We start from the raw sequence: 14,144 nt of genomic DNA on the forward strand, positions 1-14,144 counted from the left end.
CCTCAGCGCGCACGCGGATCGAACACGCGGTACAGCGCGTCGGTCAGCAGGTTGACGGTGATGAACATCGCGCCGATCACGAGCGTCGCGCCGAGCACCGCGTTCATGTCGGCGTTCAGCAGCGCACCCGTCAGGTACGAGCCGAGCCCGGGCCACGCGAACACGATCTCGGTCAGCACCGAGCCTTCGAGCAGGTTGCTGTACGTGAGCGCGATCACGGTCAGGAGCGGCACCGCGATGTTCCCGAACGCGTGCCGCCAGATCACGCGGCGCTCGGACAGGCCCTTCGCGCGCGCGGTGACGATGTATTCCTGGCTCAGCTGGTCGAGCATGAACGAGCGCGTCATCCGGCTCAGGTACGCGACCGAGTAGTAGCCGAGGATCGCGGCCGGCAGCGCGATGTGCGACACCGCGTTGCGGAACACGTCCCACTCGCCCGCGAGCGCCGCGTCGATCAGCAGGCTGCCCGTGCGCGGGTCGACCATCCCGTCGTACACCGGGTCGAGCCGGCCGGGGCCGCCGACCCAGTGCAGCCGCGCATAGAACAGCAGCAGCCCCATCAGCCCGAGCCAGAACACCGGCACCGAATTGCCGATCAGGCCGACGAAGCGCGCGACGTGGTCGATCGGCCGGTTGTGCTTCACCGCGGCCGCGACGCCGAGCGGCACGCCGATCGCGATGCCGATCAGCGTCGCGATCGTCGCGAGTTCGAGCGTGGCGGGGAACACGCGCCTGATGTCGTCGAGCACCGGGTTCGACGTCAGCAGCGACATGCCGAGATCGCCGTGCAGCACGTCGCGCGCGTAGATCAGGAACTGCGTGACGAGCGGCTTGTCGAGGCCCAGCGCGATGCGTTCGGCCGCGTACGCCTCGGCCGACGCGCGATCGCCGAGGATCGCGAGCACGGGATCGATCGGCACCTTGCGGCCGATCACGAACGTCAGCGCGAGCAGCCCCGCGAACGTGACGGCGAGCGTGAGCGCCCAGCGCAGCACGCGCAGCGCCCAGCGTACGGCCGGGCGGCGCGCGGGCAGCGTGCGCAGTGCTTCGAGGGAGGAGGCGGGAGTCGACATGCGGCGAATCTTATTGCTTCTTCAGGTTACGGTACGACACGAGATCGTTGATCGGTCCGACTTCGAGCCCGCTCACGCCGGGCCGCGTCGCGACTTGCGCGACCTTCTCGAACATGATCACGAACGGCGAACGCGCGAGCAGGTCCTTCTGCATCGCCTGATACCGTTGCGCGCGTTGCGCGGCGGTCGGCTCGGCGAGCGCGGCGTCGGTCTCCTTCGTCAGTTGCGGAATGTCCCAGCTGTTGCGCCAGGCCAGCATTTTATAGCTCGACTTGTCGGAGTTGTCGGGGTTCCATGCGAAACCCTGCGCGTTGCTGTGCGGGTCGATGTAGTCGGCCGACCATTCGCCGATATAGATGTCGTGCTGGCGCGCACGGTATTTCGCGAGCGTCTGCTTGTTGTCGCCGGGAATCAGCTGCACCTTGACGCCCGCCTGCGCGAAGTTCGCCTGCACGGCCTGCGCGATCTCCGTATACGGATAGTCGTTGCGCACGTCCATCGTCACCGAGAAGCCGTTCGGCACGCCGGCCTTCGCAAGCAGCGCCTTCGCCTTCGCGACGTCGAGCTTGTACGGGTTCGCATTCAGCGTGCCGAGGAAGCCTTCGGGCAGGAAGGTCTGGTGCACCTTGTAAGTCGTCTTCACGACGTTGCTCTGGATGCCGGAATAATCGACCAGCCACTTCAGCGCTTCCTGCACGTCGGGCTTCGCGAGCGTCGGGTTCTTCGTGTTCAGGCCGAGATAGAGCAGCGTCGCCTGCGGCGAGGCCATGACCTTCGCCTTGCCGGATTTCACGACCGACGCGAGATCGTCGGGGCTCAGGTCGCGCGCCGCGTCGACGTCACCGTTTTCCAGCAGCAGGCGCTGGCTCGCCGCTTCGGGCACGTGGCGCAGCACGATGCGCTTCATCGCGAGCGGCAGCCGGTAGCCGTCGAAGCGCTGCAGCACGATGCTGTCGCCGGCTGCCCACTTAACCAGCTTGTACGCGCCGGAGCCGGCCTCGTTGGTTTTCAGCCATGCGTTGCCGAAGTCGTCGCCCTGCTGGTGCGACAGCAGCAGCTTCCTGTCGAGCACCGACGCGGGCCACGCGCCCAGCACGTTCAGCACGAAGGTAGGCGCGTATTTGTGGTCGGTCGTGATCGACACCGTCTGGTCGTCGAGTTTCTTCACGTTCGCGACGACGTTCGCCTTCGTGAGGCCGATGCCGGTCAGCACGGCGCCCGGGCCCTTGTCGAGCAGCACCGCGCGCTGGATCGACCAGGCGACGTCGTCGGCCGTCAGCGGGTTGCCCGAGTGGAACTTGAGGCCCGGGCGCAGCTTGAACGTATAGGTCAGCCCGTCGGGGCTCACCGTCCACGACTGCGCGACGTCGCCGTTGAATTTCGACGGATCGCGCAGGTCGACGCGCACGAGCCGGTCGTACGTGTTCGCGACGTATTCCTCCGGCACCAGCTCGTAGATCTCGCCGGGATCGAGCGTCGTGAATTCGTCGAGCAGCGTGGCCATCACGAACATGTCCTTCGGTGTTTCCGCGCGTGCGGCGGCAAGCGGAACGGCGGCGAGCACGGACGCGGCGGCCAGCGCCGCGACGAGCCGGGAGGTCTGGGGCTTCATGTGCGTTTCTCCATGTGTCGTTGAAGTCGTTGAACGTGAACGGTGAAGGGAACGTGCAGCGTCGTTACATCAGGCGCCACGGGCCGCTCGCGTCGTTGTCGATCTGCGGCAACGCATGCGAACCGGGCAGCTCGTAGTGCCACCACTCGCTGTCGATATGCGCGAAGCCGGCCGCGTGCATCACGCCGAGCAGCAGCAGCCGGTTGCGTTGCACGGCTTCGGGCAGCCCCGCGTGGAAGTGGCCCGACGCGGCCACCATCTCGTCGAAGCCGGTGCCCATGTCGAGCACCTCGCCGTTCGCGTCGACGAGTGTCAGGTCGAGCGCGGTGCCGCGGCTGTGGTTCGAGCCGCGGCCGAGATCGGCGACGAAGTTCGGGTCGGGCAGGAAATCCCACAGCACCTGCTGCGCCTGCGGCGGCCGGTACGCATCGTAGACGCGCAGCGTGAAGCCGGCCTGCGCGGCGACGTCGACCGCGCGGCGCAGCGCGGCTTCGGCGGGCTCGAGCAGCAGGCAGTGCGCGCGGCGGTAGATCGCCTTGCCGGTCAGGTTGCGCTCGGTCGCGTAGACGAGATCGATCTCGACGCGATGCGTGGCGGGTGTGATTTCGACGAGGCGGGGAGGGTTCATCGGCGGTCGGGGCGCTCAGGATTCGAATTGGTCGAACGTGCGCTGCAGTTCGCGGTTGCGCGCGACGCGCCGGTCGATCGCGGGGCCGAGGCGGTCGACCACGGCGGTGATCAGCAGGTTGAACAGGCAGGTGAGCGGCGCGAGCGAATCCCAGAACTGGCCGACGTCGGTCTTCACCTGCAGCAGGTCGGCCGGCCATTCACGCGCCCACGGGCAATAGAGATCGGTGACCAGCGCGAACGGCTGGCCGCGCTCGGCGGCCGCCTGGCAATAGCGGCGCGCGCTGCGCGAATAGGCACGCGTATCGGTGACGATGCAGTACGGCCGCTCGAATTCGGAATTCAGCGAATCGACGTACGAGCCCGACTGACCGTCGGAATAGAACACGCGAGGGCGCAGGTATTCGAGATAGCTGCTGAACGCATTGCTGATGCCGCGGGTCGACTGGATGCCGAGGATGAACACGGCGTCGGCATGCGCGATCCGGTCCGCGACCTGCGCGAACACGGGTTCTTCCGCGAGCCGGTAGACGTGGCGGATCGCGTCGAGTTCGCGATCGAGCGACGATGCCAGCGTGCCGTCGCTGCGGGTGCCGTCGCCGTCGCTCACGTGTGTGCCGGCGGCGCGGCGATATTCGTCGAGGCGATCGGTGATCATCCACGGGCGATCGCTGCCGCCGCGCAGTTCGCGTTTCAGATCGTCGAGGTTCCGGTAGCCGATGCTGCGCAGGAAGCGCCCGACCGAGATGCCGCTGGTGCCGGCCTGCTGCGCGATCTGGTCGGCGGTTTCGAGCCCGAGACGGTCGAGGTTCGCGAGCATGTAGCTCGCGATGCGCTTCGCGGTCGGCGTCAGCTCGGCAAAGCGGGATTCGACGGTATGGGCGAACGCGCAGGTCATCGGACTGTTAGATGTTTGTCATCGGATGATTCAGTGTCATCCATCTAACAAAGCCAAAATCATTCGCGCCAGCGGATAAAAACTATGGTTTAGCGGAGGGTGATAGGGTCGGGTACGCGTCCCCGACGGCAATGTCGCGATGCGTAACCACGCAGATTATTTCTGACAGAGATATTTTACGCTTATGTCTGTCAGCAATAATTTGCGTTTATGTCTGTCAGAGATATACTGCATTTATTGCCTACTGGACCCGAGCCGTGGATTTCATCGTCAATACGCCCGCGCAACTGGGCGAAATCCTGTCGTCCGCGCGTCAGGCCAAGGGGCTGACGCAAGCCGAGGCGGCGGCGCGCATCGGCGTCGGCCAGTCGCGCCTGTCGTCGCTCGAGACCACGCGCACCGCCAGCCTGTCGCTCAGCCAATTGCTCGAACTGACCGCGCTGTACGGGCTCGAGCTCAGCGTCCGCACGAAGGATGGGCGCGACGCTGCCGACATTGACTGGTAAGCGATGGGGCGCAACTCGCACACCCGCGCGCTGTCGATCTGGGCCAACGGCCAGCGGGTCGGGACATGGCGGATTCCGGCGCGCGGCGACATGGAGTTGCGGTACGACGCCGGCTGGAAGCAGTCCGCCGCGGGCCGCCCGTTGTCGCTGTCGCTGCCGTTCGGCGTCGGCGATGCGCCGTTGCGCGGCGAGCGCGTGAACCACTACTTCGACAATCTGCTGCCGGACAGCGACGCCATTCGTCGCCGGCTGGCGTCCCGGTTCGGTACGGCGACGATCGAGCCGTTCGATCTGCTCGCCGCGCTCGGCCGGGACTGCGTCGGCGCGGTACAACTGCTCGGGGAAGACGAAACACCGACCGGCCATGACCGGATCGACGGTACGCCGTTGTCGGACGACGAGGTGGCGCGCGTGCTCGATCAGGCGAGCGGGGTGGCGGGCGGTGCGCAGGATGACGATGATTTCCGCCTGTCGCTCGCCGGCGCGCAGGAAAAGACCGCGCTGCTGTTTCACGAAGGGCGATGGATGCGCCCGCATGGCGCGACACCGACGACGCATATCCTCAAGCTGCCGCTCGGGCTGGTCGGCAACAAGCGCGCGGATCTCACCGCCTCCGTCGAAAACGAGTGGCTGTGTCTCGCGATCCTGCGCGCGTACGGCCTGCCGACGGCCGATGCCGAAATCGTGCGTTTCGGCGACCACAAGGTGCTGTCGGTCGCGCGTTTCGATCGCGCGCTGCATCGTGATGGCGGATGGCTGTTGCGGTTGCCGCAAGAGGATTTCTGCCAGGCGCTCGGTGTGCCGCCGCATCTGAAATACGAATCGCAGGGCGGCCCCGGCGTGCCGGACCTTGCCGCCATCCTGCGCCGTTCGGAAACGGCGCAGGTCGACCTCGACACGCTATTCGCCGCGCTGATCGTGTTCTGGATGCTTGCCGCACCGGACGGGCATGCGAAGAACTTCAGCCTGCGCCTGCTGCCGGGCGGTCGGTTCCGATTGACGCCGCTCTACGACGTGATGTCGATCTGGCCGGTCGAGGGCGACGGCGCGAACCAGTGGTCGTGGCACAAGGCCAAACTCGCGATGGCCGTGCACGGCAAGCGCAAGCACTACGCGATGCGCGACATCACGCGCCGTCACTTCAGTGCGATGGCCGAGCATTGTTTGCTCGGCGATATCGCGACGTCGATCATCGAACGGCTGGTCGCCGCGACGCCGCACGTGATCGAATCGGTCGGTGCGGCGCTGCCGGCCGGGTTTCCGGCGCGGATCGCCGAACGCGTTCTGGGCGGATTGCACTTCGCCGCGCAGCGCCTCGACGAAATGCCGCGTGCTTGACGCCGGACGCGCGGGTGCCCGACGCGCTGCCCATCGGCTACTGCTGCATGTCCGGCGCCTCGCGCAGCCGCCAGATCGTATTGCACTGCTGGCCGCCGAGGCTCGTCGAGCGCAGCGTGATGACGGCGCCGGTGGAGATCCGATACCAGAAATGGGTCATCAGATCGGGGCCCTTGTGCTGCCCCTGCCCATCGATCAGCACCTCGCATCGCAGCGGCGACGGCGAGCCGGACGGGTGCGTGATATACACGTTCAGCCGCGCGATGTCGCGGGTCGCGGTCAACACGATCTCGTGGTTCCCGCTGCCGACGAGCATCGTGCCGCCCGGTTCGTCGATCGCCTGCAGGTACGCGCCCGCGCTGCCCTCGATCGCGGCGGAGGTGACGGTCAGCCCGGCCGAACGCACGTATTCGGTCGCGGCGATGCGGTGGGCGAGCGCATCGTCCGGCGCCGGCGTGCCGTCCGACAGCGCGAACGGCATGCCGTCGCGCAATGCGGCGTCGACGTGGTTCGCGTAGTAGCGCCAGCGATCGAAGAAACGGATGTCGCCGGTCATGTGCAGCGCGCGGATCGGTTCGCCCTGATAGCGCAACGTCGTGGCGCCGTTGCTCGGATCGAACGATTCGTGAATGCCGTTCTTGCTGACGAAGTTCTGGACCGGGTCGAGCAGCGCGGTTTCGCCGCGCGCGCCCCACAGGTGCAGGAACGTCGTGTCGATCCCGAAGCATTCCTGAAAGTCGGTGCCGATGCGAGCGACGCAGTCGCGCAGATGCGCCGCGAAGCGCGCCCACGCCGTGGCCGTGCCGGCGACGAGCCCGGCCTGCAGCGCTCCGCCGTGACGCGCCTTCACGTCGTCGACGACGAGACGCCAGTGCGCGTCGCGTCGCTCGCCGATCAGCGGCGTGACGATGAACGTGCAGAACAGCGGGTCGGGGCACGCGTACAGGCGGTCGTCGGCGATCCGGGAGAACAGGTCGAACGAGGACGCGCAGAACCAGATGTCCGCGTCGTACAGCGCGAGTTTCGTGATGTGCGGATTGCGCGCGCAATAGTCGGCGGCCTCGATGAAGCGGCCGACCGGCAGCGCATGCGCGCTCGACGCTTCGACCACGTCGACCGACTGGCTTTCCAGGATGCGCCGCTTGTGTTCGGACAGTCCGTAGCCGATGACGGCCACCTGCCCGTCGTAGCCTGTCTGCCGCAGCGACAGCAGGAACGGCACGAGCATCTCGTACCACGCGCGGTTGTTGTCGTTGATCGCCACGCAGACCGCGTGTCCGTTCGCATGCATGGTGCCTCCCGTTGCGCGTGCGCGGCTCAATAGCCGACGTGACGCTCGCACACGACCGCGCCGCAGCCGCGGCTGTCGTGATATGTGATGTGAAACTGCTTGTTGTCCCACAGCCATTGGAAGACGGCCTGGTAGACGCCCGACGTGTTCATGTCGTGCAGCACGATCTTCTTGCGCGCGAGCGGTCCGAACCGGTTCAGTTCGGCGAGCGTCTGCTCGTACGTGTGCGTGGTGTCGATGAACAGCAGGTCGCACGCGAGCGGGTCCATTGCGAGGTCATCGGCAATCCTGAATTCGAAGTCGATCGCCAGTTCCTGCGCCGCGTGCTTCAGCTCGTCCTGGATGTGGAAATACTGATCGGTGATGTCGACCGACACGAGCCGCTTCGGCTGCGCGAGCATGAAGGCCGTCGTGGTCAGTCCGGTGAACACGCCCAGCTCGAGGATGCTGTCGCATCCGGCGGCCGTGCGGGTATAGAAGTCGAAGCGCGACGGGCTGTCGCCGAGCCAGCCGATCGGTTCGATCTTGTACTGGAGGAATTCCAGCCGTAGTTCTTGTAATGAGCGCATTGCGTAGTCCCCGAGCGAAGCGCATTGGATGACGGATGCACCCGCACGCCGGCGTCGCCGGTCGCGCGGGCAGCCGGGTTTATTTCGCCAGCGTCCGGTACGACACGAGGTCGTTGATCGGGCCGATCTCCGGTCCGGTCGTGCCGGGGCGCGTCGCGACCTGCACGACCTTCTCGAACATGATGATGAACGGCGAGTTCGCGAGCACGGCCTTCTGCAGCGCCTCGTAACGCTGCGCGCGCTTCGCGGGCGACGGCTCGACCAGCGCGGCCTCGGTGTCCTTCGTCAGCTGCGGGATGTCCCAGCTGTTGCGCCACGCGAGCATCTTCGTCTTCGACTGGTCGGAATTGTCCGGATTCCAGGCGAAGCCGCGCGCATTGCTGTTCGGGTCCATGTAGTCGGGCGACCATTCGCCGATGAAGATGTCGTGCTGGCGCGCGCGGTACTTGCCGATCGCCTGTTTCGCATCGCCCGGGATCAGCTTCACGCGGATGCCGCCCTGCGCGAAGTTGGCCTGCAGCGCCTGCGCGATCTCGAGGTACGGATAATCGTTCGGCATGTCCATCGTCACGTCGAAGCCGTTCGCCAGGCCGGCCTTCGCGAGCAGCGCCTTCGCCTTCGCGACGTTCAGCTTGTACGGGTTCGCATTCAGCGTGCCGAGGAAGCCTTCGGGCAGGAAGGTCTCGTGGACCTTGTAGGTCGTGCTGACGATGTTGCGCTGGATGCCGTCGTAGTCGACCAGCCACTTCATCGCCTGCTGGACCTCGGGCTTCGCGAGATTCGGGTTCTTCGTGTTCAGGCTCAGGTACAGCAGCGCGGACACCGGCCACGACGCGACCTTGATCTTGCCGGCCTTGGTCAGCGCGGCGAGGCTGTCGGGGCTCAGGTTGCGCGCGGCGTCGACGTCGCCGTTTTCCAGCAGCAGCCGCTGCGCGGATGCCTCGGGCACGTGGCGCAGCACGACGCGTTTCATCGGGTACGGCGCGCGGTACTTGTCGAAACGCTGCAACACGATGCTTTCGTTCGGCGTCCACTTGGCGAGCTGGTACGGGCCCGAGCCCGCGTCGTTGGTCTTCAGCCAGCCGCTGCCGAAATCGTTGCCCTGCTGGTGCGACATCAGCAGCTTCTTGTCGAGCACCGACGCCGGGCACGCGCTCAGCACGTTGAGCACGAAGCTCGGCGCGTACTTGCGGTCGGTTTCGAGCACGAAGGTCTGCGGGTCGACCGCGCGCACCTTCTGCATCACGTTCGCCTTCGTGAGGCCGAGATCGGCGAGCACGCCGGCCGGGCCCTTGTCGAGCAGGACGGTGCGCTGCAGCGACCATGCGACGTCGTCGGCGGTGACCGGGTTGCCGGAGTGGAACGCGAGGCCGGGGCGCAGCTTGAACGTATAGGTGAGCCCGTCGGCGCCGACCGTCCAGGATTGCGCGATCTGTCCGTCGAAGCGCGTCGGGTCCTTCAGGTCGACCCGCACGAGCCGTTCGTAGGTGTTCGCGACGTACTCGGACGGCACGAGCTCGTAGATCTCGCTCGGATCGAGGGTCGTGAATTCGCCGAGCTGGGTGGCGACGACGAAAATGCCGGGCGGCGTCGCGGCCTGCGCCGGCAGCGCCGGAACAAGCGCGACGAGCGCGGCGCTGACGAACAGCCGGGACAGCAGGTGCTTCATGCGGGCTCCGTGGAAAGGGAATCGTGGTGCGATTCTCTCATCGACGGCCGCCCGGATGAAAAAATTCGACGGGCGCGCCTGACGGCGCCCGGGGGAAGCGGCTTGCGTGCCGGGCGCGGTGCCCGGCAGCGGCGGCGGTCAGATCACGCAGCGCGCGATCGCGAAGCGCATCGCTTCCTCGGCCGGCTCGCTGCCCGAGCCGCGCACGACCTTGACGACCGAAACGTTGCCCGACGGCGTGAGCGTGACGAAGTACGAGCGCGAGCCGACGGTGATGTCGGTCACGCCGTTGTGCTGCGATTGCTCGGTGCCGGACAGGCGGCTGTCGAGGCAGTTGGCGATCGCGTGGGCCGGACGCGCCGACGACACGTAGATCATCGGCGCCGGGCCGGACGCGGCCGAGTCGGACGAGGGCGCGGAACCGCAGGCGGCGAGCAGGGCGGCGGGAAGGAGCAGCAGGAATCGTTTCATGATCGGAATCGTCGTGTGTCTCGTGTCGAGGCTGGGGCGCGGGGTACGCGAAACGCGAAGCTTCGCGACGAAACCGCCGCAATCGTGCCGTTTTTGACGGTCGATACGGGCGGCGGCTGACGTCGGAGTATACCCGCGGCACTTGACACGAACGGCCGGCTGAAACGATTCGATACAACAACAAGCGCCCGCTGTCGCGCGGCGGCAGCGGGCGTTTCAAGCGATGGCGAATCGACGTTTGCCGGCGTTATTGGCCGATCTTGTGGCTGACCGCATTTTCCTGCTGGTTCAGCACGTGCTTTTCGCTCTGCGTAATGTGGCCGCGATCCTGCGCGGCCATGTCCCGCTCTTCCCGGCGGATCCTGCGGTCGTCACGGTGCAGGCGCGCGGCCCGGGCGTGCGACATCTCGCCTTCCTTCACTTCGTGACGGATCCGGCGATTCTGGTTCGCGAGACGCTGGTTGACCTCCTCGCGGCGCGGATGCGCCTGCTGCCACGGCGTTTCGGCGAACGCGGTGCCGGTCAGCACCGACATCAGGGTGGCGGCGATCGCGAGATGGCGGGTAAGGGCTCGCATGACGTTTTCTCCTGTCGTTGCGCGTCACGAAACGTGCGCGCTTGTCGAAAAAACGCTGTGCGGGCCCCGGCTGTTGACGTTTCCGGCTGTATCGCTTGCAAGTGTTTATTACAGCGCGTCGGCCGTATCGGCTCGTCAGGTGAGCCGATACGCCGGGCCGGGCGTCACCTCCGCCGGCAGCGGCTCGCGGTTCAGTTCGAGCAGCGTGCGCTCGATCGTGCGCGTCATCGCATCGAGCGCGAGGTGGTTCGGCCCGTCGCCGAACGGCTCCGCGATCGCATGCGCGATCGCGTCGAGCGCGATCAGCGTATAGGCGACGAACACGGTGACGAACGGCGTCGCCGCGCCGATCGAATCGACGAGACCGAACGGCAGCAGCACGCAGTACGCATAGATGGTCCGGTGCAGCAGCACGTCGTACGAGAACGGGATCGGGGTCGACGCGATGCGCTCGCAGCCGCTCACCATCGACACCAGATCGTCGAGGCGCGCGTCGAGCATCCACAGCCGCGTATCGGCGAGACGGCCCGCATCGGCGCGCGCGGCGAAGGCTTCGCGCAGTTCATGAACGATCGCGATCGGCGCAAACCGGGCGGCGACGATGCGCGCATAGGTCGCGTCGTCGAGCAGCGTGCGCAGGTCCGGCGCCGGAGCGGTGCCGCGCAGCTGATGCTTCAGCGCATAGACGAACGCGACGACCTTGCGCACGAACGCCTGCCGTGAGGCATCGTCGCCGTCGACCGCGCCGTAGCAGAGCGATTGCGACACCAGCGTGCGCGTGGCGGTCAGCACGCCACCCCACAGCTGCCGGCCCTCGCGATAGCGTTCGTAGCTCGCGTTGTTGCGAAACCCCGCGAAGATCGCGAGCGTGAGACCGATCAGCGTGAACGGCGTCGGGTTCAGCGGCACCTTCTCGCCGAGCACGCGGCCGCCGCCCCACACCGCGACGAGGCTGATCGCGAGCGTCAGCACGAGCTGCGGCAGGATGGTCGGCAGCACCGACCCGTTCCAGACGAGCAGCATCCGCAGCCAGTGCTCGCGCGGCCGGACGATCATCGCGGCGCTCCGTCAGGCGGCAGCCGACGCCGGCGCGGCCGCGCGATGCAGCAGCACCGGCACCGACTTCGACGTCGGCGTGTTGCACACGTCGCCGACGCTGTCGAGCGGCACCAGCGGGTTCGTTTCCGGGTAGTACGCGCCGATGCAGCCGCGCGGGATGTCGTATTCGACGAGCAGGAAGCCGTCCGCGCGCCGCTCGATGCCGTCGTGCCACACGGTTTCCATGTCGACCCGGTCGCCGGCCTTCAGGCCGAGCATCGCGAGGTCGTCGCGGTTGACGAACACCACGCGGCGCTGGCCGTACACGCCGCGATAGCGGTCGTCGAGCCCGTAGACGGTCGTGTTGTACTGGTCGTGCGAGCGCGTCGTCATCAGCGTCATCAGGCGCTCGCCGTGCAGTGCGCGGGCGCGCTGGATCGGCGTGTCGGTCGGCAGCGCATGCGCGATGAAGTTCGCCTTGCCCGTCGGCGTCAGCCATTCGCGATCGCGCGACGCGACGCGCAGGTGGAAGCCGCCCGGCCGCGCGATACGCGTGTTGTAGTCGTAGAAGCCGTCGAGCGTCGCCTCGATCGCGTCGCGGATCTTCGCGTAGTCGTCCTTGTACGCGAGCCAGTCGATCTTGCCGCTGCCGAACAGAGCATGGCCGATGTGCGCGACGATCGCCGGTTCCGACATCAGGTTCGCGGACGCCGGCTTGTTCATCCCGTACGACACGTGGACCATGCTCATCGAATCCTCGACCGTCACGCCCTGCGCGACGTTGTCCTGCAGGTCGATCTCGGTGCGGCCGAGCGTCGGCAGGATCAGCGCGTCGCGGCCGTGGATCAGGTGGCTGCGGTTCAGCTTCGTCGTGATGTGCACGGAGAGATCGCAGCGGCGCATGCCTGCCCACGTGCGCGGCGTGTCGGGCGTCGCCATCGCGAAGTTGCCGCCGAGGCCGATCAGCACCTTCACGTGGCCTTCGAGCATCCCTTCGATGGTTTCGACGACGTCGTAGCCGTGGTGACGCGGCGGTTCGAAGTCGAACACGTGGCCGAGCCGGTCGAGGAACGCCTGCGACGGCTTTTCCTCGATCCCGACCGTGCGGTTGCCCTGCACGTTCGAGTGGCCGCGCACCGGGCACAGGCCCGCGCCGGGGCGGCCGATGTTGCCGCGCATCAGCATCAGGTTCGTCAGCATCTGCACGGTCGCGACCGAATGCTTGTGCTGCGTGATGCCCATGCCCCACGTCGCGATCACGCGCTCGCTGCGCGCATAGCGCTGCGCAAGGCTATCGATCTGCTCGTACGGCACGCCGCTTTCGGCCGTCAGCGCGGACCAGCTTTCATTGCGCAGATCGTCGGCGAACGCGTCGAAGCCGGCCGTGTGCTCGTCGATGAACGCGGTGTCGAGCACGCGCGGCGCGCCGGCGGCGCGCGCGGCATCGTCGAGCTCCAGCACGCGCTTCGCCATCCCCTTGATCAGCGCGAAATCGCCGCCGATCGTCGGCTGGATGAAGGTCGACGCGATCTTCGTGCCCGACATCGTCAGCATCTCGAGCGGGCTTTGCGGATCGGCGAAACGCTCGAGCCCGCGTTCCTTCAGCGGGTTGATCGACACGATCGTCGCGCCGCGCTTCGCGCATTCGCGCAGCTCGCCCATCATCCGCGGATGGTTGGTCGCCGGGTTCTGGCCGAAGATCAGCAGCATGTCCGCATGTTCGAAATCGTCGAGCGTGACGGTGCCCTTGCCGACGCCGACCGACGCCGGCAGCCCGCGGCTCGTCGCCTCGTGGCACATGTTCGAGCAGTCGGGGAAGTTGTTCGTGCCGTACAGCCGCACCAGCAACTGGTACAGGAACGCCGCCTCGTTGCTCGCGCGGCCGGACGTGTAGAACGCGGCCTGGTTCGGGTCCGGCAGCGCGCGCAGGTGGCGCGCGATCAGCTCGAACGCGTCGTCCCACGCGATCGGCACGTAGCGGTCGGTCTGCGCGTCGTACACCATCGGGTCGGTCAGGCGGCCGTGTTGTTCGAGTTCGAAATCCGACTGTTCGAGCAGCTCGGCGACCGTATGCGCGGCGAAGAATTCGGGCGTCACGCGCTTGCTCGTCGCTTCGGCGGCCACGGCCTTCACGCCGTTTTCGCAGAATTCGAACGTCGATGCGTGCTGGCGGTCCGGCCACGCGCAACCCGGGCAGTCGAAGCCGTCGGGCTGGTTCTGGCGCAGCAGCGTGCGGTAGTTGCCGCCGGTGACCTTTTCCTTGATCAGGTTGATCGTGACGGCTTTCAGCGCGCCCCAGCCGGCAGCCGGGTGGGTGTACGGTTCGATGCGCGCGGCGGCGGATTTCTTTTTCATGATGCAGGGTGTCAGGGGCGATGCACGCAGAGTACGCGCGGCGCTCCGGCCGCTGTGTGTACACCTTTCATCTTCAAAAAAGAGTACAGTTTCGGCCATCCGGGCAGTGCGGACCGCAAC

13 protein-coding genes are annotated in these 14,144 nt (G+C 66.8%); 2 read left to right on the forward strand and 11 right to left on the reverse strand.

Going from position 1 to position 14,144, the window contains the following annotated elements; genetic code table 11:
* Positions 1-2: 2 nt before the first annotated feature.
* The 4 genes from PL79_RS30950 to sapR all read right to left on the reverse strand — a co-directional run bounded on the left by PL79_RS30950 (position 3) and on the right by sapR (position 4,210).
* Positions 3-1,073 (reverse strand): ABC transporter permease, encoded by a 1,071-nt coding sequence (locus PL79_RS30950; RefSeq protein WP_044843245.1) that lies wholly within the window; start codon positions 1,071-1,073, stop codon positions 3-5.
* A 10-nt stretch (positions 1,074-1,083) separates the two neighbouring features.
* Entirely contained in the window at positions 1,084-2,685 is a 1,602-nt protein-coding gene (locus PL79_RS30955) for an ABC transporter substrate-binding protein (protein WP_044843246.1), read from the reverse strand.
* A 64-nt stretch (positions 2,686-2,749) separates the two neighbouring features.
* The gene (ddpX, locus tag PL79_RS30960) at positions 2,750-3,313 is read right to left on the reverse strand and encodes a D-alanyl-D-alanine dipeptidase (RefSeq protein WP_044843247.1); all 564 of its coding nucleotides are present in this window, start codon (positions 3,311-3,313) and stop codon (positions 2,750-2,752) included.
* A 15-nt stretch (positions 3,314-3,328) separates the two neighbouring features.
* Positions 3,329-4,210: a sap1 transcriptional regulator SapR gene (gene sapR, locus PL79_RS30965; protein WP_044843248.1), complete on the reverse strand. Its 882-nt coding sequence runs from the start codon at positions 4,208-4,210 to the stop codon at positions 3,329-3,331.
* Between the two features lie 257 nt (positions 4,211-4,467).
* On the opposite strand from sapR, the gene PL79_RS30970 reads away from it, so the two are divergent.
* On the forward strand, positions 4,468-4,716 hold the full coding sequence (locus PL79_RS30970; protein WP_044843249.1) for a helix-turn-helix domain-containing protein: 249 nt from the start codon (positions 4,468-4,470) through the stop codon (positions 4,714-4,716).
* 3 nt (positions 4,717-4,719) lie between these two features.
* Complete coding sequence (locus PL79_RS30975; protein WP_044843250.1) at positions 4,720-6,054, forward strand: type II toxin-antitoxin system HipA family toxin; 1,335 nt, start codon at positions 4,720-4,722, stop codon at positions 6,052-6,054.
* A gap of 37 nt (positions 6,055-6,091) precedes the next feature.
* Here PL79_RS30975 and PL79_RS30980 read toward each other — a convergent pair whose 3' ends face one another.
* The 7 genes from PL79_RS30980 to PL79_RS31010 form a co-directional block, all read right to left on the reverse strand.
* The gene (locus PL79_RS30980) at positions 6,092-7,345 is read right to left on the reverse strand and encodes a hypothetical protein (RefSeq protein WP_044843251.1); all 1,254 of its coding nucleotides are present in this window, start codon (positions 7,343-7,345) and stop codon (positions 6,092-6,094) included.
* Positions 7,346-7,371: 26 nt separating this feature from the next.
* A complete protein-coding gene (locus PL79_RS30985) occupies positions 7,372-7,914 on the reverse strand; it encodes a class I SAM-dependent methyltransferase (protein WP_044843252.1) in 543 nt (180 codons plus the stop codon).
* A 79-nt stretch (positions 7,915-7,993) separates the two neighbouring features.
* Positions 7,994-9,583, reverse strand: a complete 1,590-nt coding sequence (locus tag PL79_RS30990) for an ABC transporter substrate-binding protein (protein ID WP_044843253.1) — start codon at positions 9,581-9,583, stop codon at positions 7,994-7,996.
* Between the two features lie 138 nt (positions 9,584-9,721).
* Positions 9,722-10,054, reverse strand: a complete 333-nt coding sequence (locus PL79_RS30995) for a sugar ABC transporter ATPase (protein ID WP_044843254.1) — start codon at positions 10,052-10,054, stop codon at positions 9,722-9,724.
* Between the two features lie 247 nt (positions 10,055-10,301).
* Entirely contained in the window at positions 10,302-10,631 is a 330-nt protein-coding gene (locus PL79_RS31000) for a hypothetical protein (protein WP_044843255.1), read from the reverse strand.
* A 135-nt stretch (positions 10,632-10,766) separates the two neighbouring features.
* Complete coding sequence (locus PL79_RS31005) at positions 10,767-11,687, reverse strand: bestrophin family protein (protein ID WP_044843256.1); 921 nt, start codon at positions 11,685-11,687, stop codon at positions 10,767-10,769.
* A 12-nt stretch (positions 11,688-11,699) separates the two neighbouring features.
* The gene (locus PL79_RS31010) at positions 11,700-14,024 is read right to left on the reverse strand and encodes an FdhF/YdeP family oxidoreductase (protein ID WP_044843257.1); all 2,325 of its coding nucleotides are present in this window, start codon (positions 14,022-14,024) and stop codon (positions 11,700-11,702) included.
* Between the last annotated feature and the right edge of the window lie 120 nt (positions 14,025-14,144).

It is taken from the genome of Burkholderia sp. USMB20, from assembly GCF_000949135.2.
Classification (GTDB): Bacteria; Pseudomonadota; Gammaproteobacteria; order Burkholderiales; family Burkholderiaceae; genus Burkholderia.